Here is a 24,325-nt window from a genome sequence, read left to right as displayed (position 1 = left end):
GGAGACTCAGTCGGCGTTCACGCGGAACAGGGGAAAGTAGCTCGCCACGCGGCCGGCCGCGAACTCGTCAGCCAGCTCGGGGATGCGCTCCCAGTCCCACACGTTGCCGTCGGGCGGTGCGAGCCAGTCGTGCCGCTCGGCATAGTGGAAGGCCTCGAGGCTGCGGCGGGCGCCGTGGGTGAACACATGGATGTGGCGCCCGATGCACTCGGCCGCGCGGTTGACCACAAGGCTCTCGCCTTCCTTCCAGCCGCAAGTGGCGACCACGCCCTGCCGCGCCAACGCCTTCAGCGTCGGGCGGAACACCGGGCCGCCGATGTTGTCGATGAAGATCGACACGCCGGCGCCGCCCGTGCGTTCCTTCACCAGCTGCAGGAAGGCCGACTCCGAGCGCATGTAGCGCCGCCGGTAGTCGAGGTCGCTGCCGAAGCGGGCCTCGTCGAACCAGAGGTCGGGGAACTCGCGGCGGTCGACCGTCTCGAGCCCCAGGCTGCGGCACAGCGCGGCGCGCTGGTCGTTGGAGGTGACCATCGTCGCGCGGCAGCCCTGCGATCGGGCCAGCAGCAGCTCGGCCAATGCCACGCCGCCACCCCAGGCCCAGACCTCGGGCGTCAAGCCCGGCTCGTTCATCTGCAGGCGCCAGGCGCCGTGGGCCACCTGCCAGTTGTCCCAGGCCGAGGCGTAACGGATCGAGAAGGCCGCCCACTGCTGCAATGAATGGCGGCTGTTGCGCGCGATCGGCACGACCTGGTCGGCGCGCAGCTTCACCTGTTTGGCCAGCAGGCCGATGCTGCCGGGGGCGTCGTAGGCGAAGATCCTCACCGGGTACCCGTGCGCGTCCCACAGGTCGACGCTGAGCAGCACGCAGAGGTCGCCCGGCCGCAGGTGCTCCACCTCGCACCCGGTGTCGACGATGCGCACGACGCCGGCGTTGCCGAGCACGATGCGGTCCTCGCCACGCTGCCGGCACACGTCGACCGGCGAGCGCAGCAGCGCATGCGACATGTTGCCTTCCCAGCAGCCATACAGCGGCTCGGCCAGCACCTCGTTCGCGCCGATCTCGCCGAAGCGGAGGGTCTCGCGCTGCAGCCGGCCCGGCGCGGTGGGGAACGAGGTGCCGGCGGCCAGCACCCAGGCATCGGTGCTGATCACTGTGCCGCCCCGCCCTTCATCTGTACCGCCAGGAAACGCGACAGCTCGGCAATCGTGGGGTGATCCCACACCAGCGTGGGCGGCCAGCGGCGGCCGAGGTGATCGGACAGCTCGCCCGACAGCGCGATGGCCTCCACCGAGTCGAGCCCGTACTCGGCCAGCGGGTCATCGATGCCAATGGCCTCGGGCTTCACGCCCAGCATGCGGGACAGGCGGTGCACGATCCAGCCGCGGATCTGCGCCTCGCCGTGGATGTGAGCGTGGGTCTCGGCCGACGCGAGCAATTGCGCCGGGGCTGCGCTATCCATGTGCCATACCTCCAGGTGTGCATCTGCCGATGTGCCGACAGCTGCGGCACTATAGGAAGCGGTCCCCGTGCATGTATATGGCCCTCAGGGGCTATCCGACCCGCAGCCCCCGGTCTGGAAAGACGGCGGCGCCGGCAAATTTCGATGTCGCCGGCTCAGTGCGTACGACACGGCATGCAGCGCATCGCTGCATGCCGTCGTTGTCGTGCTTGGCATGGCCGATGGACGGCTCGACCACCTGACGCCACTTGAGCCAGTGGTGCTGCGTGTCGGTCAGTGTCTTGCTCATGCCGCAGTGGATCGCCTGCACCGGCGCAACCCAGCGGCCATCGCCGACAGGGGCGTTCCGTGGCGTGGACCACGAGGATTTCGCGCACTCCTTGGCACGGACACCACCCCCAGCGACGCCTCGACATGGCGGCCCCTTTGCGGAGCCGGCGACGAACGTGTCTAGGCAGGCACCGGCTTGCCGGCCGGCGGCGAGCGGCGGCTCAGCAGCGCGATGCCGGCCAGGCCGAGCACGATGAACACGCCGGAGATCATCTCGGCCTGGGTGGCCCGGACGCCGATGAATTCGAGCACCGGGTTGACGCGGATCTGCTCGATCAGCAGCCGCTCCGCGCCTGCGAGCAGCAGGTACACCGCGAACAGCCAGCCCTTGCTGAACGGATGACGACGAACAGCCCACAGCAGCCCGAACAGCAGCAGCGCCATCGTGGTCTCGTAGATCGGCGCGGGGTACACGCCAGGCGCCGGGATCACGACACCGTAGATGTTGTTGTCGTAGGTCTGCGCCCACAGCCAGGTGGGCAGCCAGTCGGGCTTGAGCGCCATGTTGGCCACCGTGCCCCAGTCGCCGTCGCCCGAGATCTGGCAACCGATGCGGCCGAGGCCGTAGCCGATCATCATGGTGGGCGCGGCGGCGTCGAGCACCGGCCGCAGCGGCAGGCCCGAGCGCCATACCACCCAGATGCCGGCGAAGGTGCCGACGATCAGGCCACCCATGATGCTGAGCCCGCTGCGCGAGAAGATCATCGGCCACGGATCGGCCAAGAACTGGGGCAGGTGCTCGAAGATGTGAAAGATGCGCGCGCCGAGGACGCCACTGATCAGCACCGCGCAGGCAAAGGTGGAGACGAACTCGTCGAGCCCGCGCTTGTCTTCCACCGGCAGCGGGCTGTCGTCGCGCGGCCGCGGCTTCACCGGACGCAACTCGCCGGCGAGGCGCAGCCGCTGCAGTTCGCGGCGGAAGAACACGGTGGCGACGAGCATCGCCCCCACCACGCACAGCCCGAAGGTCGGCAGGGGCAGCGGGATGTCGAGGCCCGTCAGGGCCTTCAGCGCGTCGCTCAAGTAGGGATAGGACATGGCATGAACGGTATGTGAATGTTGGCGATGCTAGCCGCTCCGGCGGGGCATTCCGGGCCCTAGATTTTCTGGCGCGTGGGCCTCAAGCGGATGTCGTCGATGTGCACGTGGGCGGGCTGGCTCACCGCGAACGCGATCGCACGCGCCACGTCCTCGGGCACCAGCAGCGGGCCACAGTCGGCCTCGACCTGTCGCATGAAGGCCTGTTCGTAGGCCGCGACCTCCTGGAACCCGGAGCGCACGAAGCCCGGCTCCACCAGCGTGACACGCACGCCGCTGGGAGCGACCTCCTGCCGCAGCGACTCCACCACGGAATGCAGCGCGAACTTGGTAGCCCCGTACACAGGGTTGGCCGACGACACGGTGCGGCCGGCGGTGGAGCCGATGACGACGATGTCGCGCGGCACGCCGGCTTCGGCAGAGGCGGTGTCGGCCAGCAGCAGCCGCGCGCAGTCGCGCATCTGCCCGAACAGCGCCAGCACGTTGGTCTCGAACAGCTGCGGCCAAGCCTGCTCGTCGGAAGTGAGCAGCGTGCCGCGCAGGCCGCGGCCGGCGCTCAACACGAACAGCGTGGGCGCCAGGCCGGTGCGCTGCTGCGCAAGGTCCGACAGCCGCTGCACGAGGCTGGCTTCGGCCACATCCGCCGCAAGGCCGGCGAACAGCTTGTCGGCCCTTGCAGCCTCGGCCTCCAGCTCCGACAACCGTTGTGCGCGGCGCCCGCAACCCACCACGGACCAGTGGCCCTGCTCCAGCAGCTCGAGCGCGGTGGCACGGCCGATGCCGGAAGTGGCGCCGGTGACGGCGGCTACGCGCCGGTGACTGCGGCTCATGGCTGCGTAACGCCTTCGCGGCGGTGCCCGGTGGCGGCCGGCAGCGAATCGCCATATTCGTCGGATTCGGTATCGATGAACCAGCGCATGGCCGACACCCGATTATTCACACCCAGCTTCAAATAGATGCTCTTGACCTGGTTCTTCACGGTCCAGGTACTTTTCTTGAGGATCATCGATATCTCCCAGTTCGATTTTCCGGCGATCAGCCAATCGAATACCTGTCGCTCAGCCTCGCTGAGCTTCTCAATCCCTTTCGGCGGCAATGTTTTCTCCCTGAAGACGGACAACGCGATCGTCGAAGACCGCTTCGGCGACTGTGCGAATATCAGCAGCGGCCAAATTCCCATTTGTCGGGTTCGAAATTCAGTGTAGGAGTGGATGCGGGTTTGCACCCCCCTATCCTTGGGGGGGAGTACCGGGTATGTTTGGCAACCACATGTAATGGGTCGGTCCCGAACAATTCGTGATGCAGCGCGTCCGCGGGACAGAATGAGCCAAATGGCGGCACCCGGTGTTCCAGCCGCAGCCAAACCAGCCGAACCAGGAGAATGCACCCTCAGCGCACCCGGATCAGCCTCAGGACCACACACGCAGGAATCGCGGGAATCTCCATCGGTGGGGTTGGCGGCCGGAGCGCGTTCGAGCGGCGTCGCACTCGAGGGCGCGGCGCGCACGAGGCGGCCGGCACCGCGATGGGCTTGGGCTTGGGCTTGGGCTTGGCGTGCGCTCGACCAATGCCTGGATCCGAGCGCAGCAATAACACTGCTTAATGCAAAACCGCGTCCATCCAAGGCCAGGAGGAGGCGGTGCAAGTGCTGGATTCACCCACCGGCAAGATCAGTAGCAATCACGCTTGGCGCCAGGCCTGCATTCGGGCCGAATTGCCGGCCGTGCGGTTCCACGACTTGTGGCACACCTGGACCAGCGGGTACGTCCAGGCCGACACGATGTTGCCGGTGCCGGGCCTCCCTGGCCATGATGCGGAGATACACACACCTTGGTGTCAGCCACGTTGCAGCCTGGGCTGCAAACCCGGCGGCCCGGATCGGATCGGGCACAAATCGCTTTTGACGTCGCCAATAAAAAAGCCACCGAAGTGGCTGTTTTATTAACGTCTTTTGGGGTGGCTGATGGGGCTCGAACCCACGACAACAGGAATCACAATCCTGGACTCTACCAACTGAGCTACAGCCACCGTCGTAAGCCGTTGATTGTAGCCGGTTTCCTCACTTCGACGCAACGGCTTCCGTTGATTTTTCTTCCGCCGCGCCAACAGGCGCCGTGACCTTGACCTTGAAGCGCGTCTTGAGGGCCTGGTAGTAGGCATCGGACTCGGCGGCACCCCAGGCCTGCGCGTACTGCGCGGCAGCCTGTTTCGCGTCGCCGGCCACGGGGTCGCGGCCAAGCACCTTGGTGACCCGCACCACGGCATAACCCTGGTCGCCCAGGTCCACGCCCACGACGGCGGGCAGCGTGGCGGCCGGCACCTTCAGTGCGGTGTCCACCACGTCACGCGGGAACTCGGCGGCCTTGGCACGCGACAGCGTGACGGGCGCCGACGGCAACGCGGTGGCCGGCGCAGCCTTGGCTGCGGCCAGGCGGGCCTCGCCTTCCTTGCGGGCCAGCGCGGCGGCCTGCGAGGCAACGAGGCGCGCCTTCACCTGGTCGCGCACCTCGGCGAGCGGGCGCAGCGCCGACGGGCGGTACGCCACCACGCGCGCCGCGGTGAGCTGGTTCTGCTTGGTTTCCACGGCCTCGGTGTTGCGCTTGTTGTTCAGCGCCTCGGAGGCGAACACGGCCTCGAGCAGCTTGGCCGACGCCAGCGGGCCCTGGGCGCCCTGCACGGCCTGGCGCGTCACGGCCTTGGCGGTCTGCACCTGCAGCTTGAGCTTGTCGGCCGCGGGCTTCAGGCTGTCGGACTGCTCGAAGACGATGTTCGTGAACTCGGTGGCGGTCTCGTTGTAGCGGACCTGGGCCAGCTGCTTCTGGACGGCCTCCTCGATCTCGGCACGGACCGATTCGAAGCTCTTCGCCTCGCCGCCCTTGGCCGACACCAGTTGCAGGATGTAGAAACCTTCGGGCGTGGCGACCACGGGGCTCAGCTCGGTGGGCTTGAGCGCGAACAGCGCGGCTTCGTAGTCCTTGTCGGTGTCGCCGCGTGCGATGGCGATGTCGAGCTCACCACCCCGTTCGGCGGAGCCGGCGTCCTGCGAGTTCTTGCGCGCCACGTCGGCGAACGAGGCCGGGTTCTTCTTCAGGTCGGCCAGCAGCGACTCGGCCTTGGCCTTGGCGGCAGTGCGGTCGTCGCCCTTGATGAGGATCTGGCGCACACGGCGTTCTTCGGGCGCGGTGTACTGCTTCAGGTTTTCGGTGTAGTACTTCTTCAGGTCGTCTTCCGCGACGGTGATGGACTTCTTCACCGCGTCGAGGTCGAGCACGACGTATTCGATGTCGGCCTGCTCGACGGACTTGAACTGGGCCTGGTTCGCGGGGTCCTTGTAGTAGGTGTCGATGTCCGCGTCGGTGGGGCTCACCTTCGTGGCGTAGGTGCGGGCATCGAACTTCTCGATCTGCACCTCGCGCTGCTGGAACATGGCGTCGAGCGCCGACGAGGCCGCCGCCTCAGGGGCCACCACCGAGCCGGTCATGCCGAGCGTGACCTGGCGCAACGCGAGCATGTCGCGCATCTGGGCCTCCAGGCCCTTGACCGACATGCCCTGGGCCGCCACGGCCATCTCGAGGCGTGCCTTGTCGATGACACCGTCCGGGCCGCGGAACGGCGCGAACTGCGGGTCGTTGCGGTAGAAGGCGATCAGGCGTTCGTCGGTGGTGGAGTACCCCCCCTTCACGGCCGCTTCGCGCATCACACGCTCGCGCACCAGTTCATCGAGCGCCTGGCGCTTCATCTCGGGCGTCTCGAACATGCGCAGGTCGACGTTCGGGGCCTGGCGGCGGAACTGGTCGAGCGACTGGCGGAACCACGCGTCCCATTCCGTCTGCTTGATGTCCTTGCCGTTGACCTTGGCCACCGTGGCGTTGCCACCGTCACGCAGGTTGAAGTAGCTGTCGACGCCGACCAGCACGAACGAGCCGATGATCAACGGCACGAGGATGTACATCAGGACGCGTGAATAGGAGCGAATGGTTTCGAACATCAAGACCTCGAGAGGTGGGCGTCATGTGAAGGGCCGGGAGGCCCTTTCTGGTTGTGTGCGCTGCGGCTGTCCAAATGCGACAAAGGCGAACCGAGGTTCGCCTTCTGCAGGGTAGCTTTTGATTTTAGTCTACTGGCGGGGGATGCCTGGCAGAACTTGGGGTTGCCCCGAGTGGTGGGTGCTGAGGGGCTCGAACCCCCGACCTACGCCTTGTAAGGGCGCCGCTCTACCAACTGAGCTAAGCACCCGGAGTACAACGATTCAAAAGCTGTTCAACGGGTCCGTGTGGGTGCGACACGAAACGACCGGGATTAACAACCGGGATCGATCAGTTCAACGCGTCCTTCAGGGCCTTGCCCGGGCGGAACTTCGGCACCTTGGCGGCCTTGATCTTGATGGTCGCACCGGTACGCGGGTTGCGGCCTGCACGTGCGGCGCGCTTCGTGACGCTGAAGGTTCCGAAGCCCACCAGCGAGACGCTGTTGTTTTTCTTGAGTGTTGATTTCACACCGCCGATCAAGGCTTCCAGCGCGCGCGTTGCCGCAGCTTTCGAAATGTCGGCTTGCTTGGCAATGTGCTCAATCAATTCGGATTTGTTCACGTAGGTACCTCGTTATGGAAGGTGTCTCACAAGAATTCGGTCGGGTGCTTGCCCGGATGGCGGCAGCGAGGCGGCTCAAATGATTACAGCCGCAGGAAAACCCAGTGTCAAGCGCGGAAGGGGCATTCTATGCGTAATCATCTGCATCCACAGGGCGTGCGCGACACGTGCTTCCACGCTTGACAAGCAAGGTCACGCCGCAGCCGCGGGCGCCCGCACCACCAGGGCCACGGCCCCGGCGATCAACACCATCCCGGCAACCATCGTGGCGGTGACCGGTTCGCTGAACAGCACCCACGCCATCAGCGCGGTGCACGGTGGCACGAGGTACATCAGGCTCGTCACCTGCGTGGCGGCGCCTCGCTGGATCAGCATGTAGAGCAGCGAGCTGCCGCCCACCGTGAGCCCGATCACCGACCATGCCATCGCACCGATGAGGTGCGGATGGGCTTCGACGGAACCGGGCTCGAACGGCACGAACGGCAGGGTCACCACCAGTGCCGCGGCGAGCTGGATCGTGTTGGCGGTACGCACATCGCACGGCCCTACGAACCGCTTCTGGTACAGCGTGCCGGCGGTGATGGACAGCAGCGCCAGCACCGCCAGCGCGAGGTTGCCGCGCGTGACCTCCCCCGCGCCGAGCTTGTGCCACACCACCAGCAGCAGCCCCATCAAGCCGAGGCCGAGGCCCAGCCACTGGCGCGGCGACACCTTGTGCGACGCGCCCTGGCGGCTCAGCCACACGGCGGTGAGCACCGGCTGCAACCCGACCAGCAGCGCGATGGTGCCCGCCCCCATGCCGGCCTTCACGGCCGCCCACACCCCGCCGAGGTAGCCGCCATGCATCAGCACGCCGGAGACCGCGAGGTGCCCCCATTGCGCCCGCCCGCGCGGCCAGGCAGGCCGTGCCCAGGCGATCCACATCAGGAAACACAGCACCGACAACGCGTAGCGCACGCTCAGGAAGGCAAGCGGCGGCGAGTGCGGCATGCCGTAGCGCGCCACGATGAAGCCGGTGCTCCACACGGGGATGAACACCGCGGGCATGGCCCGCAACAGCCACGAAGGCGAGGACGATGTCAAGGTGCCGGGCCGGCGGTCAGCGCGCCTTCGCGCGGATCTCGGGCAGCGCCTTCTGCAGGTAGTACACCATGGACCAGATGGTCAGCACGGCAGAGATGTAGATGAGCACCGACCCCCACAGCTGCGTGTCGAGCACGCCGAACAGCGTGCCGTGGTACAGCAGGAACGGGATGGCGGTCATCTGGACGGCGGTCTTGAGCTTGCCCACCATGTGCACGGCCACGCTGCGCGACGCGCCGATCTGGGCCATCCACTCGCGCAGCGCCGAGATGGCGATCTCGCGGCCGATGATCACGAGGGCCACGAGCGAATGCACGCGGCCGAGGTGCACCAGCACGAGCAGCGCAGCACACACGAGGAACTTGTCCGCCACCGGGTCGAGAAACGCGCCGAACGACGACGTGAGCTTGAGGCGGCGGGCCAGGTAGCCGTCGGCCCAGTCGGTCAGGGCCATCACGACGAAGAGCACCGTGGCGATCAGGTTGCGGGTGGGCTCGGCCAGAATCTCCAGGTAGAACACCCCGACGATCAGCGGAATGGCGACGATGCGCGCCCAGGTCAACAGGGTGGGGAGATTGAAAAACATGAGGCCATTGTGCCGAAGTTCTGGCACGGCGGCCTGATGCTTTGTCAGTTGTCGAGCGTGCGCGGCTTGAAGCGCCGGTCGTCCCGGAACAGGAACACCTCGGTGAACACCCACGGCTTGGGCAGGTGCGACACGTCGCCGAACGGTGCCGCGCGGTGCACCGCGTCGATGGCCATCTGCGTGGTCTCGGGCGCCTGGCCGGGGTAGCGCGACACGCGGATGCGGCGCACCGAACCGTTCGCGTTGAGCTCGACCTCGAGCACCGGGATGGCGAGCAGCACATCGGGCGGCCGGTCGCCGTAGGTGCCGTTCGGGTTGGCATCGACGATGCGCATGGCGGCCTGCACCCGCACCTCGTTCATCGAGCGCAGCCGCGCGGGTGCACCCAGGCGCGCGGCCGGTTCGGGAAACAGCGGCGGCTTGCCCGAAGGCCGCCCCGACCGCCCGGATGCACAGCCGGAGAGCGCCAGCAAGAGGCCGGCAGCGAGGGCGAGCCCTGCCCGGCGGCGGTTGTCAATGCAATGCACGGTAGATCTCCTCGGCCAGTTCCTTCGAGATGCCATCGACGCTGAGCAGATCCTCCACGCTCGCGTCCCCCACGCCGCGCAGCCCGCCGAAGCGCTGCAGCAGCTTCGCCCGCTTCTTCGGGCCCACGCCGGCGATGTCCTCCAGCCGGCTGCCGCCGGTGCGTACGCTGGCGCGCTTGGCCCGCATGCCGGTGATGGCGAACCGGTGGGCTTCGTCGCGGATCTGGGCCACCAGCATCAGCGCCGCCGAATCGTGCCCCAGGTACACCTTGTCGCGGCCGTCGGCGAACACCAGTTCCTCGAGGCCCACCTTGCGGCCCTCGCCCTTCTCCACCCCGACGATCAGGCGCAGGTCGATGCCGAGTTCCGCGAACACCTCGCGGGCCATGCTGACCTGGCCCTTGCCACCGTCGACGAGCACCAGGTCGGGCAGCCGGGCCGTGCCGGCCTCGGCGGCCGCCACCATCTTGCTGTAGCGGCGCGTGAGCACCTGGCGCATGGCGGCGTAGTCGTCGCCACCGGTGATGCCTTCGATGTTGTAGCGGCGGTATTGGCTGCTCTGCATCTTGTGCCCCTCGAACACCACACACGATGCCTGCGTCGACTCGCCAGCGGTGTGGCTGATGTCGAAACACTCGATGCGAAAGATATCGAGATTGTCGCCGCCCACATCGAGGGCGTCCACCAGCGCGCGGGTGCGTGCCTGCTGCGAGCCTTCCTCGGACAGCAGCCGGGTCAGCTTGAGGTCGGCGCCGGTGATGCACATGTCGAGCCACGCGCGGCGCGGCTCGCGGGGCTGCGTCTGCGCCGTGACCTTGATGCCGCTCTGGTCGCACAACGCGTCGATCAGCGCCTTGTCGACCGCATGGCTCAGCACCAGCAGCGGCGGCACGGTGCTGTCCAGGTAGTGCTGTGCGATGAAGGCCTCGAGCACCTGCACTTCCGGGCTCGGCAGCGTGTCGCGGGCCGAGGTGTCCTCGGCCGTCATCGCGGTGGCGTCGTCCACGTGGGAGGGGAAGTACGGCCGGTCGCCGAGGTGGCGCCCGCCCCGCACCATCGCTAGGTTCACGCACGCGCGGCCGCCCTGCACCTTCACGGCCAGGATGTCGGCGTCCTTCGTGTCGCCCCCCCGGTTGTCTTCCACCGACTGCTGGTGCAGCACCAGCGACAGCGCCGACAGCTGGTTGCGGATCTCCGCGGCCTGCTCGAACTGCAGCGCCTCGGCGTGTTGCATCATCTGCGCCTGCAGCTGGTCCATCACCTGCTGCTGGTCGCCCAGCAGGAAGCGCTCGGCGTTCGAGACGTCGCGGGCGTAGTCCTCCTTCGAGACGAAGTCCACGCACGGGCCCGAGCAGCGCTTGATCTGGTACAGCAGGCACGGGCGGGTGCGGTTGTTGAAGACGGTGTCCTCGCAGGTGCGCAGGCGGAACACTTTCTGCAGCAGCTGGATGGATTCCTTCACGGCCCAGGCGCTGGGGTACGGACCGAAATAGCGGTGCCGCCTGTCCACCGACCCGCGGTAGTACGCCAGGCGCGGGAACTCGTGCGAGGCGATCTTCAGGTACGGGTAGCTCTTGTCGTCGCGGAACAGGATGTTGTACCGCGGGTTGAGCGTCTTGATCAGGTTGTTCTCGAGCAGCAGCGCTTCCGCCTCGGAGCGCACCACCGTCGTTTCCATCCGCACGATCTTGCCCACCATGTGGCCGATGCGCGAACCGCCATGGTTCTTCTGGAAGTAGCTCGAGACGCGTTTCTTCAGGTCGCGCGCCTTGCCCACGTACAGCACGTGGTCCTGCGCGTCGAAGTAGCGGTACACGCCGGGCAGGCCCGGCAATGCCGCCACGTCGCTGAGCAACTGGCGCCGCACGGGATCGGCGCCGGCGTCGGGAGGGGTCGGGGCTTGGGCTTCGGTCATGGAGGGCGCCATTTTGCCGTCCTCCGATAATCGCGCGATGCAATGGGATGTGTTCTGCCGCGTGATAGACAACCATGGTGACCTCGGCGTCTGCTGGCGCCTGTGCGCCGACCTGGCCGCGCGGGGCGACACCGCGCGGCTGTGGACCGACGACGCGTCGGCGCTCGCGTGGATGGCGCCGGCCGGTTCACCCCGCGTCGAGGTGCGCCCCTGGCCGGCCGATGCCGACACCGCCGCCCCGGGCGACGTGGTCGTCGAGGCCTTCGGCTGCGACCTGCCGCACGGGTTCGTGGATGCCATGGCGGCGCGGCGCGTGGCGCCCGTGTGGATCAACCTCGAGTACCTGAGTGCCGAGGCCTATGTGGAGCGGTCGCACCGGCTGCAGTCGCCCCAGATGAGCGGCCCGGGCCGCGGACTCACCAAGTGGTTCTACTACCCCGGGTTCACGCCCGCCACCGGCGGGCTGATCCGCGAACCGGGGCTGCTGGACGCGCTGGCCGGCCTCGACCGCACGGCCTGGCTGGCCGCCCACGGCATCGAACCGCGGCCGGGTGAACGGCTGGTCAGTGTCTTTTGCTACCCGAACCCGGCACTCGCCGGCCTGCCCGCCCGCCTGGCGGGGCAACCCACGCTGTTGCTGCTGACACCGGGCGCGGCCGTGCCCGGCCCGTTGCCCGCCGGCGTGCGCACCCAGGCCCTGCCCTACCTGCCGCAGGCGTCATACGACCGGCTGCTGCGCGCGTGCGACCTGAACTTCGTGCGCGGGGAAGATTCGTTCGTGCGCGCCCAATGGGCGGGCCGCCCGTTCACCTGGCACATCTACCCGCAGGACGACGGCGCCCATGTGCCGAAGCTGGATGCCTTCCTCGACCGCTTCCTGGCAGGGGCGCCGGCAACGCTGGCCACCGACGTGCGGGCCTGGTGGGCCGGCTGGAACGGCGAGGCCCCTTTGCCCGCGCGGTTGCCCGACACCCACGCCTGGGCCACCCAGTGCGAAAATTGGCGGGAGGCGCTCGCAGGGCAAGCGGACCTCGTCACGGGTTTGCGCCAGTTCATCCGCAAATCGAGCTAAAATCCAAGGCTTTGCGCGTTCTGGCACTTTGCGGGTGCGCGCAGACCAGCGTCCGGAACGCCCAGGCATCGTGCCTGCGCACCACGCACCGAACACGGAAATCGCCATGAAGATCGCACAAGAAATTCGCGCCGGCAACGTCATCATGCACAACAAGGATCCCATGGTTGTGCTGAAGACGGAATACAGCCGCGGCGGCCGCAACGCCGCCACGGTGCGCATGAAGCTCAAGAGCCTGCTGAGCAGCTCCGGCACCGAAGTCGTCTTCAAGGCCGACGACAAGATGGACCAGATCATCCTCGACAAGAAGGAGTGCACCTACTCCTACTTCGCCGACCCGATGTACGCGTTCATGGACGCCGAGTACAACCAGTTCGAAGTCGAATCGGAAAACATGGGCGACGCCATCCAGTACCTGGAAGACGCGATGCCCGTCGAAGTGGTGTTCTACGAAGGCAAGGCCATCTCGGTCGAACTGCCCACCAGCCTGGTCCGCGAGGTCACCTACACCGAACCGGCCGTCAAGGGCGATACGTCGGGCAAGGTGCTCAAGCCTGCAAAGCTGGCCACCGGTTTCGAGATCTCGGTGCCGCTGTTCGTGGAAACCGGCGACAAGATCGAAATCGACACCCGCACACACGAGTACCGCAAGCGCGTCTGAGCTTCAGCTCCGGCGTCCGCATGACGGCACACGATCAAGGGCACCTCGGTGCCCTTTTTCAATGGTGAACCCGCTCCCATGAACCCGGCCCGCACGATGGACCTCCCCGCACGCTGGCAAGGCCGTGAGCGGTTCGCGGTGATGCTCGACACCGTGGCGCCCTTCCCCGCGCTCTGGGCCGCGTGGCGTGCCGACCCGCAGCGCTGCGTGCTGCTCGACGTAGTGCTGCTGGCCCCCGGCCCGCTCGACGGCGGCGCGTTGCGGCAGGCGTGCTCGGCCCTCGGGCTCGACCTGCCCGCCGCGTGGCCGCCCGCCACTGCGGACTTCCATTCCCTGGCGCTCGACGGCGGCCGGCTGCACCTGCTGCTCGCCGCGGGCGACCCGCGCCGAGCATGGCGCGAGGTGGTGGCGCGCATCGATGCGTTCCGGATCGATGCCCCCATCGCCGACCCGGTGGGACTGCCCAAGGCGCTGGTGCGCCTGGCCGCACCCGGCTCCACGGTGACGGCCATCCATGCGTCCCCGGCCCTGCGCGACAGCCTGCGGGCCCGTGGGTTCGAGCTTGCCGAGGCGGGCCAGCCCCTGGCCCGCTACCGGCCCGCGTTCGTGCCCAGCCGCGCGCCGGTGCGCCAGGTGGCCGCCGCATCGGGCACGCGGCACGCACTTGTCGTGGGGGCGGGCCTCGCCGGCGCTGCCACGGTGCGGGCCCTGGCCCACCACGGCTGGTCCACCACGCTGCTCGACCGCCACGACACGCCGGCCCAGGCCGCCTCGGGCAACCCGGCCGGCCTGTTCCACGGGATCGTCAACGCCCACGACGGGCCACACGCCCGCTTCAACCGCGCGGCCTCGTGGGCCGCCCGCGACGTGGTGCAGCAGGCCATCGAAGCGCAGGGGGTGGCCGGCAGCACCGCCGGGCTGCTGCGGCTGGAAAGCGCGTCCACCGACCCGGCGGCCATGGTGTCGCTGCTGCACCGGCTGGGCTTGCCGGCCGACTATGTGCAGGCCCTCGATGCCACCTCGGCCAGTGCCGCTTGCGGCATCGCGCTGCACCAACCCGCGTGGTTCTACCCGCACGGCGGCTGGGTGCACCCCGGCGGCCTCGTGCGCGCCATGCTCGCCCAGGCGGGCACGGCCTGCACGTTCCTCGGCGGGCGCGAGGTTCACCGCATCACGCGCGATGGCACGCGCTGGCAGGTGCTCGACACCGAGGGTGGCGTGATCGCCGAATCCGAAGTGCTCGTGTTGGCCAATGCCATGGACGCACTGCGCCTGCTCGACCAGCCGGCGTGGCCCGTGCAATCGGTGCGCGGCCAGCTCACGGTGGCGCCGCGGCCTGACGGCCTGGCGTTGCCCACGGTGCCCATTGCAGGCGGCGGGTACGTGATGCCGGACGTGGCCGGCGAGGTGATGTTCGGCGCCACGGCGCAAGCGGGCGACACCGATCCGTCGGTGCGCATGGCAGACCACGCGCACAACCTGGCGCAGCTGGCGCGGTTGCTCGGATACCACTGGGATGGCGCCCGCCAAGCGCTCCACGGCCGCACCGCGTGGCGATGCGTGGCGGAAGACCGCCTGCCGTTGATTGGAGAGGTGCCGGACTTCGGCACGGCACTGCCCACTGTGGAACAGGCGCGTTTCGTGCCGCGCCGTCAGGGCTTGTTCGTGTTCACCGCGCTGGGTTCGCGCGGCATCACGTGGAGTGCACTGGGGGGGCAGGTGCTGGCCGCAGCCATTGCCGGGGCTCCGTCACCGTTGCCGGCCAGCCTGCTCGATGCGGTGGACCCGGCACGGTTCGTCACCCGGGCGGCAAGACGCGCGGGCACCTCGGGCTGAACGCCCGGTCACTCAGCGCGCGGTCTGCCCTTCGGCGGACGGGGCATCGGACGCACCTTGAGCTTCAGCACCTTGGGCATCGTTGGCGGAACCATCGCCATCGCCATGCGTCTTGCGAACGGCCTTGTCCTTCAGCTTCTCTTCTTTCTTCTTCTTCTTGGCCAGCTCGCGCTGGCGCTTCTCGAACGAATAGTTGGGTTTGGCCATATGGGCACATCCTTCCAGCAAGTTGCAAAAGTGGCAACAGCCCGAGCGTACGCGCTTTTCGTGCGTGACGCCCGAGAGAAGACCTAGAAAGTCATCGTCTTGACACCGGACATGGTGCCGAGCAGGCACACGCTCGCGCGGTTGCGCGCGAAGATGCCGACGGTCACGACACCGGGCCACTGGTTGATGTCGCGTTCCATCGCGGCCGGATCGGTGATGCGCAGGCCACGCACGTCGAGGATGTGGCAGCCGTTGTCGGTCACCACACCTTCGCGCAGGCGCGGTTGCCCGCCGAGCGCCTCGAGGCGGCGTGCCACCTGGGCCGCGGCCATGGGGATCACCTCGACCGGCAGCGGGAACGCGCCGAGCACCGGCACGAGTTTCGACTCATCGGCAATGCACACGAAACGCTCGGCCGTGTCGGCCACGATCTTCTCGCGCGTGAGCGCCGCGCCGCCGCCCTTGACCATGTTTCCCTGGTGGTCGATCTCGTCGGCCCCGTCGATGTAGACGGGGATGCTCGCCACCGTGTTGCTGTCGAGCACCACGATGCCGTGTGCGCGCAGGCGCTCGGTGCTCTTCTCGCTGCTGGAGACAGCCCCCTGGATGCGGTCCTTCATCGTGGCGAGCGCGTCGATGAAGCAGTTCACGGTGGAGCCGGTGCCGACTCCCACCACGCTGCCGGGCACCACGTAGGCCAGTGCGGCCTGGCCGACCAGCACCTTCAGTTCGTCTTGGGTCATGGAAAAACTCGGGTTTGAGACAATGGCGCCATTATCCAAGACCGTTGCCCATGGCCCTCGTCCCCTACGCCCTCACCCGCCCGTTCCTGTTCGGCCTCGATCCCGAACACGCGCACGAGATCACCCTCGGCGCCCTCGCCCGCATCCAGCACACACCCCTGATCTGCGCCGTGGCGCAAAAGCGCGTGGAGAGCCCCGTCACCGTGGCCGGCCTCGTGTTCCCGAACCGCGTGGGCCTCGCGGCGGGCCTCGACAAGAACGGCCGCTGCATCGACGCCTTCGGTGCGATGGGCTTCGGCTTCGTCGAGGTGGGCACGGTGACCCCGAAGGCCCAGCCGGGCAACCCGAAGCCGAGGATGTTCCGGCTGCCCGAGGCGCAGGGCCTCATCAACCGGCTCGGCTTCAACAACGACGGCCTCGACGTGTTCGTCGCCAACGTGCGGCGCAGCCGCTTCCGCCAGCAAGGCGGCATCCTCGGACTGAACATCGGCAAGAACGCGGCCACGCCGATCGAAAACGCGGTGGACGACTACCTGATCGGCCTCGACGGCGTGTACCCGCATGCCGACTACGTCACCGTCAACATCTCGTCGCCCAACACGAAGAACCTGCGCGAGCTGCAGTCCGATGCTGCACTCGATGCATTGCTCACGGCCATCGAGGCCCGCGGCCGCGCACTCGCCGCCCGACACGGCCGCCACGTGCCCATTTTCGTGAAGATCGCGCCCGACCTCGACGACAGCCAGGTGCAGCTCATCGCGCGCACGCTGAAGAAGACGGGCATGGACGGCGTGATCGCCACCAACACCACCGTCGCCCGTGATGCCGTGCGGCACCTGCCGCACGGCGAGGAAGTGGGCGGCCTGTCGGGCGCCCCGGTGTTCGAGGCCAGCAACCGCGTGATCGCGCAGCTGCGTGCCGAACTGGGCACCGGCTTTCCCATCATCGGGGCTGGCGGCGTGATGAGCGGCGCCGACGCCCGCGCCAAGATCGCTGCAGGTGCCGACCTGGTGCAGGTCTACACCGGCTTCATCTACAAGGGGCCGGCGCTCGTCCCCGAGGTTGCCCGGGCGACAGCCACGCGTTGATCTGCGAGACTGGGGCGGTGCGCCGCGTGGCGGCGCCGGGAGTGTCCATGTCGAATCTCTCGCGCGGCGCGTGGGGCCGGTGGCTGGTGGTGATGCAGCTCGTGCTGCTGGGGGCATGCAGCTCGCTGCCCACCATCGTGCCCGACCTCTCGCGCAAGAATCCGCGCGTGGCCGTCGAGGGCGCTGCCGGCCCGCTCACTGCCGCACAGAGCAAGGCGGTGCTCGACCGCCTGAAGGCCGGCGGCAAACCCACCAGCATCTTCGACCGCCACCTGGCGTTCGAAGACGCCCTGCCCGGCACACCGCTCGTCACCGGCAACCAGGTCACGCTGCTGGTCGACGGGCCCAACACCTACAAGGCCATGCTCGCGGCCATCCGCGGGGCACGCGACCACATCAACCTCGAGACCTACATCCTCGAGGACGACGAGATCGGCCAGCAGTTCGCCGCCGCCCTGGTCGCCAAGCAGCGGGCGGGCGTGCAGGTCAACGTGATGTACGACAGCGTGGGCACGCTCGGCACGAAGAAGGAGTTTTTCCAGCAGTTGCGCGATGCCGGCATCCGCACGCTCCAGTACAACCCGGTGAACCCGCTCACGGCCAAGGCAGGCTGGGACGTCAACGAACGCGACCACCGCAAGCTGCTCATCGTGGACGGGCGCACCGCCTTCCTCGGTGGCATCAACATCAGCAGCGTCTACGAGGCGGGTTCGTTCAGCGAACGTTCCGCGCGCAGCGGCCCCACGGGCGAAAAGCTGCCGTGGCGCGACACCCACCTGCAGATCGACGGGCCCGTGGTGGCCGACCTGCAGCGCCTGTTCACAGACACCTGGGCGCAGCAGAAAGGCGACCCGCTGCCCACGCGCAACTACTTCCCGAAGCTGGCCCCCAAGGGCGACGACGTGGTGCGCGCCATCGGCAGCTCGCCGAAGGACCCCTACAGCCTCATCTACGCCACCCTGATCTCGGCCATCGACAGCGCCGAGTCGGACATCCTCATCACCAACGCCTACTTCGTGCCCGATCCGCAGCTGATGGTCGCGTTGAAGGCCGCCGTGGCCCGGGGCGTGAAGGTCACGCTCATCCTGCCCAGCAAGACGGACTCGAAACTCGTGTTCCATGCCGGGCGTGCGTCGTACACCGAGCTCCTCGAGGCGGGCATCCGCATCCACGAGCGCAAGGGCGCACTGCTGCACTCGAAGACGGCACTCATCGACGGCGTGTGGAGCACCATCGGCTCCACCAACATCGACTGGCGCAGCTTCCTGCACAACCTCGAGGTCAATGCCGTGATCCTCGGTCCGGCGTTCGGCCAGCAGTTGCGCGCGCTGTTCGACCGCGACCTGGCCGAATCCAACGAGATCACGCTCGAGGCCTGGCGCCGCCGCGGCATCGGCCTGCGTGTCAGAGAAACGCTCAGCAAGGCGTGGGAATACTGGCTCTGACTAAAGTCGCGGGGAACCCGACGCCCCGCGCCGACCCCAACGCCCCATGCCGATGAAGCTCCCACCCTTCGCCCGCGCCTTCCTTGCCGCCGTGATCGGCTGGGCGCTCGCCGGCCCCGTGCAGGCGGACGCGCCCTCCCTGAAGGCGCGGCTGGCGGCCCTCCAGCAGGCGCTCGCGAAAAACGCCTTCGGCCGGCCGCTGCACATCGAATCCACCGAAACGTCGGGTGACATCAAGGGCGACGTCCACGCGGTGGTCGCGCACCCGTTCGCCGACGTGGTGGATGCCCTGAAGTCGCGCGGCAACTGGTGCGACATCCTCATCCTGCCGTTCAACGTCAAGCAGTGCCTGGCACCGGACGACGGGCGTTCGCTGAAGGTGCGCATCGGGCGCAAGTTCGACCAACCGGTGGAGGACGCCTACGAGGTGGACTTCACGTACCGCATGGTCGACCAGAGCCCGAACCACATCGAGGTGCACCTCAACGCCGCCGCGGGCCCGCTTGGCACCCGCGACTACCGCATCGTGGTGGAAGCCATCCCCATCGATGCGCAGCACGCCTTCATCCGCCTGTCGTACGCCTACGGGTTCGGCCTGGCCGCCCGCCTCGCGATGCAGGGCTACCTGGCCACCACCGGCAGCGACAAGATCGGTTTCAGCGTGACGGACCGCCCGGCCAACGGCGACCCCGTGTACGTGGGCGGCGTGCGAGGGGTCATCGAGCGCAACGCCATGCGCTACTTCCTGGCCATCGACGCCTACCTCAACGCCCCCGACGACGCCGACCGCCGCGCGCTCGACTGGTTCGTCGCGTCCGAACGCTACCCGCGCCAGCTGCACGAGATGGCGCAGGCAACGTACCTGGAAATGAAGCGGCGGGAGATGCGGCGGCAGGAGAAGGCGGGGTCGTGACCCGCCACCCGCCACCCCGGTACTGAAGCGACGGCGTCTCGCCGTCCTCCGTCGTCCCGGCGGAAGCCGGGACCTCGACCCGTCAGCGGAAAAGGCCGCTTCCCAGCGTCTCGGTCGGCACCCCGCGTTCCCGGGGGCTCACCTGCTCACGGCGAACTTGCGATACCCCATGCCCGACCGTCGCCACGGTCAGCGTGCCCGGCCACGCTGGAGACCCCGGCCTTCGCCGGGGCGACAACTGGTTTTTGCCGGACCGCCGGAGTTCAAGCCCCCTTGCGCGCCCCACCCATCGCCGTGAACAACCCGAGCCCGAAGTACACACCGGCCGTGGTGTACCGGCCGGCCCGTCTGGCGCTTTCGTGGCGCGACAGCAGCGGCGCGGCCACCGAGGCCGCCATCACCCACACCGTGTCGGTGGTGCCTGCCACGGCCACGAACAAGGCACCGAACAACAGGCTCTGCGACAGCGCCGAATGGGCCGGGTCGATGAACTGGGGCAGGAAGGCTGCGAAGAAGATCGCGGTCTTGGGGTTCAGCAGCGCAACGAAAAAGCCGTCGCGGAAGATGCGGGCCGCCGCGTCGCGGGGCGCATCGGCGGCGCCATCCGGGCGGCCCTTCGCACGCAACGCCTGGATGCCCAGCCACACGAGGTACGCAGCACCCGCGAACTTGACGATGGAAAACGCCACGGCGGAAACCGCGAGCAGTGCCGCAAGCCCGAGCGAGGCGCCGAGCGCGTTGCCCAGGTTGCCGAGTGCCACGCCCGCGACGGACGCGAGCCCCGCCTGGCGGCCCTGGGTGACGGTGCGGGTCAGGATGTAGACCACCGCCGGGCCCGGCGTGATGGCGAGCACCAGGCTCGCGATCACGAACGTGGCGAACGTGGCCCAGGAGATGACGGCGAAGTCGATCGGCATGACGGGTCCCTCGGGTTGGAGGGCCCCATCTTAGGTCACCTTCTCAGTGCAGCGGCACCCCGGTTTTTGCCTGCAGTTCCTCGCGGGTCACGCCCGGGGCGATCTCGACGATCTTCAGGCCCTGCGGCGTGACGTCGAGCACCGCCAGGTCGGTGATGATGCGGTTGACCACCCCCACCCCGGTGAGCGGCAGCGTGCAGGCGGGGATGATCTTCAGGTCTTCGGTGCCGTCCTTCTTGCGCGCCACGTGTTCCATCAGCACGAGCACCCGGCCCACGCCGGCCACGAGGTCCATCGCGCCCCCCATGCCCTTGACCATCTTGCCGGGAATCATCCAGTTGGCGAGGTCACCCTGCGCGCTCACCTGCATGGCACCGAGGATGCTGAGGTTGATCTTGCCGCCGCGGATCATCGCGAAGCTGTCGTGCGAGCCGAAGATGGACGAGCCGGGGATGGTGGTGACGGTCTGCTTGCCGGCATTGATCAGGTCGGCGTCGACTTCCGCTTCGGTGGGGAACGGGCCGATGCCGAGCATGCCGTTTTCGCTTTGCAGCCACACCTCGACGTGGGACGGGACGTGGTTGGCGACGAGGGTCGGCAGGCCGATGCCGAGGTTCACGTAAAAGCCGTCTTGCAATTCGCTGGCAGCGCGGGCGGCCATCTGGTCGTGGGTCCAGGCCATGGTTCAGGCTCCTGCTTGGGCGTTGGTTTCGCGGAGGGTGCGCTTCTCGATGCGCTTCTCGGGCGTGGCGTTGAGCACGATGCGGTGCACGTAGATGCCCGGCAGGTGCACGTCGTCCGGGTCGATCGAGCCGGTCGCCACGATCTCCTCCACCTCGACCACCGTCAGCTTGCCGGCCATGGCCACTGCCGGGTTGAAGTTGCGGGCGGTGCGGTGGAACACGAGGTTGCCGCTGCGGTCGGCCTTGTGGGCCTTCACGAGGCTCACCTCGGGCAGCAGCGCCCGCTCCATCACGTACGCGGCGCCGTCGAATTCACGGATCTCCTTGCCTTCGGCCACGAGGGTGCCAACGCCGGTTTTCGTGAAAAACGCCGGGATGCCGGCGCCACCGGCGCGCAGCTTCTCGGCCAGCGTGCCCTGGGGCGTGAACTCGAGTTCGAGTTCACCTGCCAGGTACTGGCGCTCGAACTCCTTGTTCTCGCCCACGTAGCTCGAGATCATCTTCTTGATCTGGCGCGTCTCGAGGAGTTGGCCGAGGCCGAAACCGTCGACACCGGCGTTGTTGGAGATCACCGTGAGGTTCTTCTTGCCGGAGTCCCGCAGCGCCGCGATGAGCGCCTCCGGGATGCCGCACAAGCCGAAGCCTCCGACCGCCAACAACTGCCCGTCACGCACGACACCCTCGAGTGCCTCTGCCGCGCTGGGGTAGACCTTGTTCATCGCCGCCTCCTGGACCAAAAAATCGCGAGAAATCTCAGAAGCAGGAGCGTACTACGTAACGGATTAAGTATTCATTACGTAGAATTCACTAAGCACATGCCCAACATCGACCTCGACTACCGCACCGCTTTCGACCTGGCCCCCGTGGGGTTGGTGATCTCGCGCAACCGCCTGATGATCGACTGCAACCAGCAGTTGCTCGAGATGTTCGGCGCCGCACGGGAGCAGCTGGTGGGCCAGTCCTTCGAGCTGCTGTATCCCACCCACGCCGAGTTCGAGCGCACTGGCGAGCGCATCACCGCCAGCCTCGACAACCAAGGCTGGTACGCCGACGAGCGGGTCATGAAGCGGGTGGACGGCCCGCTGCGCGGCGAACTGTTCTGGTGCCACGTGTCGGGCCGGGCCCTCGACCCCGCCCAGCCCCACGCCGCCGGCATCTGGTCGTTCGAGGACCTGTCGGCCCAGCGCAAGCTCAAGGCAGACCTCACCCCGCGCGAGCGCGAGATCGCCGCGCTGCTGATCGACGGGCTCACCAGCAAGCTGATCGGCAAGCGCCTGACCATCAGCCCGCGCACGGTGGACGTGTACCGCGCACGGCTGATGCGCAAGTACGGCGCCGTCACCACCCACGAGCTCGTGCACAAACTGCTCAGCGCGTGAGCGCGGCGCACCGCTGCATGCCATACTGGCGAGCGGAATGGAACCGATCTCAAAAAGCGGGGCGGCCGCCGCGCGGCCCGCGTTGTTCGCCCTCACCTGGCCGCTGTTTGCCGAGTTCGGTCTGGGCATGCTCGTGGCCGTTGCCGGCCTCTGGCTGGCATCCCGCACATCCGACGCCTCCGCGGCCGCGTTTTCGCTGGCCAACCACGTGCAGGCCACGTTCTTCCTCCTCTTTCGCATCATCAGCCTCGGCCTGAGCGTGGTCATCACGCAGAACCTGGGCGCGGCCAACCGCCGCGGGGCGGACGAAACCGCACGCGCGTCCCTTGCGGCCAGCGGCTGGATGGGCGTCATCACCGCGGTGGGGGTCATCTCGTTCGCCGCCCCGCTGCTGGGCCTGCTCAACGTGCCCGACGACGTGCTGCCGCAAGCGCTGCCGTACCTGCGCATCCTCGCGCTCGCGCTGGCCCTCGACGCCTGCAACGCCAGCATGGCCGCCGTGATGCGCGCCCACCTCCACACCCGCGACGCGCTGCTCAACATGCTCGCGATGCACAGCGTGCACCTGCTGCTGTGCTGGCCGCTGATGAACGGCGTGGGGTCGTGGGATGGCCTGGGCCTGCCCGGCTTCGCGCTGGCCATGGTGGCCAGCCGCGCGTTCGGCATCGCGTTCCACCTCTCGCTGTGGCGCGTCCGGCTGCACCTGGTGCCGCAGGCCGCCGACTGGTGGACCATGCACTGGAAGCGCCTGGCCCCGGTGCTTCACATCGGCCTGCCCGGTGCCGCCGAAAACATCGCCTACCGCCTCGCGTTCGTGTTCACCGTGGCCATGGTGGCCAAGATGGGCACCACCGCGCTGGCCACCCACACCTACACGATGCAGGTGATGTACCTCGTGCTGCTGGCCGGCCTGGCCGTCGGGTTCGCGAGCGAGATCCTCGTGGGCCACATGGTGGGCGCGGGGCACCTGCACGACGCCCACCAGCTGGTGCGCAAGAGCCTGCGCTGGGGGCTGTCCACGTCGTTCTGCTTCGCCTTGACCGCCGCCGTCTGCGCGCCCTGGGTGCTGCAGTTCTTCACCCGCGACCCCGAGGTGATCTCCCAGGCGCGCACGCTGCTGTGGATCACCGTGCTGCTCGAACCCGGCCGCACCTTCAACCTGGTCGTCATCAACTCGCTGCGCGCCACGGGGGACGCACGTTTCCCGGTGATGGCCGGCGTGGCCTCGATGGTCTTCGTGATGGCGGGCGGCGCATGGTTCCTCGGCGTGTACCTGGGCTGGGGACTCGTGGGTGTATGGATCGCCTACGCCGCGGACGAATGGGTGCGGGGCCTGACCATGGCGGCCCGCTGGTACCGCCATGGCTGGGTGCCTCATGCACGGCGCACCCACCGCCGGGTGTCGGCCCAGCGCCGGCTCGCCACGTGACGGCCGGGCATGCCCGTTGCCAGACCATGACACCATGTCCATGACCACCACCTACGCCCCCGTGGAGCCGCCCCGCGAGGAAATCGATGCGCTGAGCGGCTCGTCGGTCATCGAGTTCGGCGCCCCCTGGTGCGGCATCTGCCAGGCGGCCCAGCCGGCACTGGCCGCTGCCATGGCCGGCCACCCCGAGTTCCGCCATGTGAAGATCGAGGACGGCCCCGGCCGCCGGCTCGGGCGTTCCTACCGCGTCAAGCTGTGGCCCACGCTCGTGGTGTTGCGCGACGGCCAGGAAGTGGCCCGCGTGGTGCGCCCCGCCGGCCAGCGCGAGATCGAGGACGCCCTGGGTGTCCTGTCCGGCAAATAACTGACATCGAGACGGGCCACGACGGGGACGAGGCCAAGCGCGGAGTCAAGCCCCGATGTG

At 68.1% G+C, this 24,325-nt stretch carries 26 protein-coding genes and 2 tRNA genes; 9 read left to right on the top strand and 19 right to left on the bottom strand.

The window, feature by feature from the left end:
• Window positions 1-6: 6 nt before the first annotated feature.
• The 14 genes from ASC87_RS12135 to uvrC all read right to left on the bottom strand — a co-directional run bounded on the left by ASC87_RS12135 (window position 7) and on the right by uvrC (window position 11,528).
• Window positions 7-1,152 (bottom strand): zinc-binding dehydrogenase, encoded by a 1,146-nt coding sequence (locus ASC87_RS12135; protein WP_056661586.1) that lies wholly within the window; start codon window positions 1,150-1,152, stop codon window positions 7-9.
• Window positions 1,149-1,460 carry an acyl carrier protein gene (locus ASC87_RS12130; RefSeq protein WP_082568578.1) on the bottom strand — a complete coding sequence of 104 codons (312 nt, stop codon included), beginning with the start codon at window positions 1,458-1,460 and terminating at the stop codon, window positions 1,149-1,151. Before ASC87_RS12130 ends, ASC87_RS12135 begins: the two co-directional genes overlap by 4 nt.
• Before the next feature lie 91 nt (window positions 1,461-1,551).
• Complete coding sequence (locus tag ASC87_RS12125) at window positions 1,552-1,749, bottom strand: hypothetical protein (protein ID WP_157603986.1); 198 nt, start codon at window positions 1,747-1,749, stop codon at window positions 1,552-1,554.
• A gap of 161 nt (window positions 1,750-1,910) precedes the next feature.
• Window positions 1,911-2,828, bottom strand: coding sequence for a prolipoprotein diacylglyceryl transferase (locus ASC87_RS12120; protein ID WP_056661580.1), 918 nt, complete (start codon window positions 2,826-2,828; stop codon window positions 1,911-1,913).
• 59 nt (window positions 2,829-2,887) lie between these two features.
• The gene (locus ASC87_RS12115; protein ID WP_056661577.1) at window positions 2,888-3,658 is read right to left on the bottom strand and encodes an SDR family oxidoreductase; all 771 of its coding nucleotides are present in this window, start codon (window positions 3,656-3,658) and stop codon (window positions 2,888-2,890) included.
• Window positions 3,655-4,053, bottom strand: coding sequence for a helix-turn-helix transcriptional regulator (locus ASC87_RS30700; protein WP_157603985.1), 399 nt, complete (start codon window positions 4,051-4,053; stop codon window positions 3,655-3,657). Before ASC87_RS30700 ends, ASC87_RS12115 begins: the two co-directional genes overlap by 4 nt.
• A gap of 727 nt (window positions 4,054-4,780) precedes the next feature.
• A tRNA-His gene (locus ASC87_RS12105) sits at window positions 4,781-4,856 on the bottom strand.
• Window positions 4,857-4,887: 31 nt separating this feature from the next.
• Window positions 4,888-6,816, bottom strand: coding sequence for a SurA N-terminal domain-containing protein (locus ASC87_RS12100; RefSeq protein ID WP_056661574.1), 1,929 nt, complete (start codon window positions 6,814-6,816; stop codon window positions 4,888-4,890).
• A 172-nt stretch (window positions 6,817-6,988) separates the two neighbouring features.
• A tRNA-Val gene (locus tag ASC87_RS12095) sits at window positions 6,989-7,064 on the bottom strand.
• A gap of 80 nt (window positions 7,065-7,144) precedes the next feature.
• Window positions 7,145-7,417 (bottom strand): HU family DNA-binding protein, encoded by a 273-nt coding sequence (locus ASC87_RS12090; RefSeq protein WP_056661571.1) that lies wholly within the window; start codon window positions 7,415-7,417, stop codon window positions 7,145-7,147.
• A gap of 192 nt (window positions 7,418-7,609) precedes the next feature.
• Entirely contained in the window at window positions 7,610-8,464 is an 855-nt protein-coding gene (locus ASC87_RS12085; protein ID WP_056661568.1) for a DMT family transporter, read from the bottom strand.
• A gap of 52 nt (window positions 8,465-8,516) precedes the next feature.
• Window positions 8,517-9,086 carry a CDP-diacylglycerol--glycerol-3-phosphate 3-phosphatidyltransferase gene (gene pgsA, locus ASC87_RS12080; RefSeq protein ID WP_056661565.1) on the bottom strand — a complete coding sequence of 190 codons (570 nt, stop codon included), beginning with the start codon at window positions 9,084-9,086 and terminating at the stop codon, window positions 8,517-8,519.
• Between the two features lie 44 nt (window positions 9,087-9,130).
• Window positions 9,131-9,613, bottom strand: coding sequence for a hypothetical protein (locus ASC87_RS12075; protein WP_056661562.1), 483 nt, complete (start codon window positions 9,611-9,613; stop codon window positions 9,131-9,133).
• Window positions 9,600-11,528, bottom strand: a complete 1,929-nt coding sequence (gene uvrC, locus ASC87_RS12070) for an excinuclease ABC subunit UvrC (protein WP_056661635.1) — start codon at window positions 11,526-11,528, stop codon at window positions 9,600-9,602. Before uvrC ends, ASC87_RS12075 begins: the two co-directional genes overlap by 14 nt.
• A 37-nt stretch (window positions 11,529-11,565) precedes the next feature.
• Between uvrC and earP the strand changes: the two genes are divergently transcribed.
• From earP to mnmC, 3 genes are all read left to right on the top strand, one after another.
• Window positions 11,566-12,600, top strand: coding sequence for an elongation factor P maturation arginine rhamnosyltransferase EarP (earP, locus tag ASC87_RS12065; protein ID WP_056661559.1), 1,035 nt, complete (start codon window positions 11,566-11,568; stop codon window positions 12,598-12,600).
• A 106-nt stretch (window positions 12,601-12,706) separates the two neighbouring features.
• Window positions 12,707-13,261, top strand: coding sequence for an elongation factor P (gene efp, locus ASC87_RS12060; RefSeq protein ID WP_056661556.1), 555 nt, complete (start codon window positions 12,707-12,709; stop codon window positions 13,259-13,261).
• Between the two features lie 78 nt (window positions 13,262-13,339).
• Window positions 13,340-15,097, top strand: coding sequence for an FAD-dependent 5-carboxymethylaminomethyl-2-thiouridine(34) oxidoreductase MnmC (mnmC, locus tag ASC87_RS12055; protein ID WP_082568575.1), 1,758 nt, complete (start codon window positions 13,340-13,342; stop codon window positions 15,095-15,097).
• 12 nt (window positions 15,098-15,109) lie between these two features.
• On the opposite strand, the gene ASC87_RS12050 is transcribed toward mnmC, so the two are convergent.
• Both ASC87_RS12050 and rpiA read right to left on the bottom strand, forming a co-directional pair.
• The gene (locus ASC87_RS12050) at window positions 15,110-15,304 is read right to left on the bottom strand and encodes a hypothetical protein (RefSeq protein ID WP_056661550.1); all 195 of its coding nucleotides are present in this window, start codon (window positions 15,302-15,304) and stop codon (window positions 15,110-15,112) included.
• An 83-nt stretch (window positions 15,305-15,387) separates the two neighbouring features.
• The gene (gene rpiA / locus ASC87_RS12045) at window positions 15,388-16,047 is read right to left on the bottom strand and encodes a ribose-5-phosphate isomerase RpiA (protein ID WP_056661547.1); all 660 of its coding nucleotides are present in this window, start codon (window positions 16,045-16,047) and stop codon (window positions 15,388-15,390) included.
• Window positions 16,048-16,097: 50 nt separating this feature from the next.
• Between rpiA and ASC87_RS12040 the strand changes: the two genes are divergently transcribed.
• Genes ASC87_RS12040 through ASC87_RS12030 form a run of 3 tightly spaced genes read left to right on the top strand, consistent with a single transcriptional unit; the run spans window position 16,098 to window position 19,493 of the window.
• Entirely contained in the window at window positions 16,098-17,135 is a 1,038-nt protein-coding gene (locus ASC87_RS12040; RefSeq protein ID WP_056661545.1) for a quinone-dependent dihydroorotate dehydrogenase, read from the top strand.
• Window positions 17,136-17,182: 47 nt separating this feature from the next.
• Window positions 17,183-18,580: a cardiolipin synthase gene (cls, locus tag ASC87_RS12035; protein WP_056661542.1), complete on the top strand. Its 1,398-nt coding sequence runs from the start codon at window positions 17,183-17,185 to the stop codon at window positions 18,578-18,580.
• A 52-nt stretch (window positions 18,581-18,632) separates the two neighbouring features.
• The gene (locus tag ASC87_RS12030) at window positions 18,633-19,493 is read left to right on the top strand and encodes a hypothetical protein (protein ID WP_056661632.1); all 861 of its coding nucleotides are present in this window, start codon (window positions 18,633-18,635) and stop codon (window positions 19,491-19,493) included.
• 263 nt (window positions 19,494-19,756) lie between these two features.
• Here the strand turns inward: ASC87_RS12030 and ASC87_RS12025 are convergent, their stop codons facing one another.
• The 3 genes from ASC87_RS12025 to ASC87_RS12015 are packed head-to-tail and all read right to left on the bottom strand — an operon-like array spanning window position 19,757 to window position 21,812.
• Window positions 19,757-20,410, bottom strand: coding sequence for a LysE family translocator (locus ASC87_RS12025; RefSeq protein WP_056661538.1), 654 nt, complete (start codon window positions 20,408-20,410; stop codon window positions 19,757-19,759).
• A 43-nt stretch (window positions 20,411-20,453) separates the two neighbouring features.
• Window positions 20,454-21,092, bottom strand: coding sequence for a 3-oxoacid CoA-transferase subunit B (locus ASC87_RS12020; protein WP_056661535.1), 639 nt, complete (start codon window positions 21,090-21,092; stop codon window positions 20,454-20,456).
• A gap of 3 nt (window positions 21,093-21,095) precedes the next feature.
• Window positions 21,096-21,812, bottom strand: coding sequence for a CoA transferase subunit A (locus tag ASC87_RS12015; protein WP_056661530.1), 717 nt, complete (start codon window positions 21,810-21,812; stop codon window positions 21,096-21,098).
• A gap of 96 nt (window positions 21,813-21,908) precedes the next feature.
• Here ASC87_RS12015 and ASC87_RS12010 point away from each other — a divergent pair, with 96 nt between their 5' ends.
• From ASC87_RS12010 to ASC87_RS12000, 3 genes are read left to right on the top strand one after another with little or no spacing between them, the layout of a single operon-like run.
• Window positions 21,909-22,472: a LuxR C-terminal-related transcriptional regulator gene (locus ASC87_RS12010; RefSeq protein ID WP_056661527.1), complete on the top strand. Its 564-nt coding sequence runs from the start codon at window positions 21,909-21,911 to the stop codon at window positions 22,470-22,472.
• A 37-nt stretch (window positions 22,473-22,509) separates the two neighbouring features.
• Entirely contained in the window at window positions 22,510-23,901 is a 1,392-nt protein-coding gene (locus ASC87_RS12005; RefSeq protein WP_056661524.1) for an MATE family efflux transporter, read from the top strand.
• Window positions 23,902-23,935: 34 nt separating this feature from the next.
• Window positions 23,936-24,265, top strand: coding sequence for a thioredoxin family protein (locus ASC87_RS12000; RefSeq protein WP_056661521.1), 330 nt, complete (start codon window positions 23,936-23,938; stop codon window positions 24,263-24,265).
• The last annotated feature ends 60 nt before the right edge of the window (window positions 24,266-24,325 follow it).

Origin of the sequence: Rhizobacter sp. Root1221, assembly GCF_001425785.1 — a bacterium.
Lineage (GTDB): Bacteria > Pseudomonadota > Gammaproteobacteria > Burkholderiales > Burkholderiaceae_C > Rhizobacter.
This window is presented reverse-complemented; position numbering and strand designations above follow the sequence as displayed.

Excerpts from the sequence above, each read along its gene's own strand:
- ASC87_RS12130 (WP_082568578.1), bottom strand. The coding sequence starts at position 1,460 with ATGGATAGCGCAGCCCCGGCGCAATTGCTCGCGTCGGCCGAGACCCAC.
- ASC87_RS12125 (WP_157603986.1), bottom strand. The coding sequence starts at position 1,749 with ATGAGCAAGACACTGACCGACACGCAGCACCACTGGCTCAAGTGGCGT.
- ASC87_RS12120 (WP_056661580.1), bottom strand. The coding sequence starts at position 2,828 with ATGTCCTATCCCTACTTGAGCGACGCGCTGAAGGCCCTGACGGGCCTC.
- ASC87_RS12115 (WP_056661577.1), bottom strand. The coding sequence starts at position 3,658 with ATGAGCCGCAGTCACCGGCGCGTAGCCGCCGTCACCGGCGCCACTTCC.
- ASC87_RS12100 (WP_056661574.1), bottom strand. The coding sequence starts at position 6,816 with ATGTTCGAAACCATTCGCTCCTATTCACGCGTCCTGATGTACATCCTC.
- ASC87_RS12085 (WP_056661568.1), bottom strand. The coding sequence starts at position 8,464 with ATGCCCGCGGTGTTCATCCCCGTGTGGAGCACCGGCTTCATCGTGGCG.
- pgsA (WP_056661565.1), bottom strand. The coding sequence starts at position 9,086 with ATGTTTTTCAATCTCCCCACCCTGTTGACCTGGGCGCGCATCGTCGCC.
- uvrC (WP_056661635.1), bottom strand. The coding sequence starts at position 11,528 with ATGACCGAAGCCCAAGCCCCGACCCCTCCCGACGCCGGCGCCGATCCC.
- earP (WP_056661559.1), top strand. The coding sequence starts at position 11,566 with ATGCAATGGGATGTGTTCTGCCGCGTGATAGACAACCATGGTGACCTC.
- efp (WP_056661556.1), top strand. The coding sequence starts at position 12,707 with ATGAAGATCGCACAAGAAATTCGCGCCGGCAACGTCATCATGCACAAC.
- mnmC (WP_082568575.1), top strand. The coding sequence starts at position 13,340 with ATGAACCCGGCCCGCACGATGGACCTCCCCGCACGCTGGCAAGGCCGT.
- ASC87_RS12050 (WP_056661550.1), bottom strand. The coding sequence starts at position 15,304 with ATGGCCAAACCCAACTATTCGTTCGAGAAGCGCCAGCGCGAGCTGGCC.
- rpiA (WP_056661547.1), bottom strand. The coding sequence starts at position 16,047 with ATGACCCAAGACGAACTGAAGGTGCTGGTCGGCCAGGCCGCACTGGCC.
- ASC87_RS12040 (WP_056661545.1), top strand. The coding sequence starts at position 16,098 with ATGGCCCTCGTCCCCTACGCCCTCACCCGCCCGTTCCTGTTCGGCCTC.
- cls (WP_056661542.1), top strand. The coding sequence starts at position 17,183 with ATGTCGAATCTCTCGCGCGGCGCGTGGGGCCGGTGGCTGGTGGTGATG.
- ASC87_RS12030 (WP_056661632.1), top strand. The coding sequence starts at position 18,633 with ATGAAGCTCCCACCCTTCGCCCGCGCCTTCCTTGCCGCCGTGATCGGC.
- ASC87_RS12025 (WP_056661538.1), bottom strand. The coding sequence starts at position 20,410 with ATGCCGATCGACTTCGCCGTCATCTCCTGGGCCACGTTCGCCACGTTC.
- ASC87_RS12020 (WP_056661535.1), bottom strand. The coding sequence starts at position 21,092 with ATGGCCTGGACCCACGACCAGATGGCCGCCCGCGCTGCCAGCGAATTG.
- ASC87_RS12015 (WP_056661530.1), bottom strand. The coding sequence starts at position 21,812 with ATGAACAAGGTCTACCCCAGCGCGGCAGAGGCACTCGAGGGTGTCGTG.
- ASC87_RS12010 (WP_056661527.1), top strand. The coding sequence starts at position 21,909 with ATGCCCAACATCGACCTCGACTACCGCACCGCTTTCGACCTGGCCCCC.
- ASC87_RS12005 (WP_056661524.1), top strand. The coding sequence starts at position 22,510 with ATGGAACCGATCTCAAAAAGCGGGGCGGCCGCCGCGCGGCCCGCGTTG.
- ASC87_RS12000 (WP_056661521.1), top strand. The coding sequence starts at position 23,936 with ATGTCCATGACCACCACCTACGCCCCCGTGGAGCCGCCCCGCGAGGAA.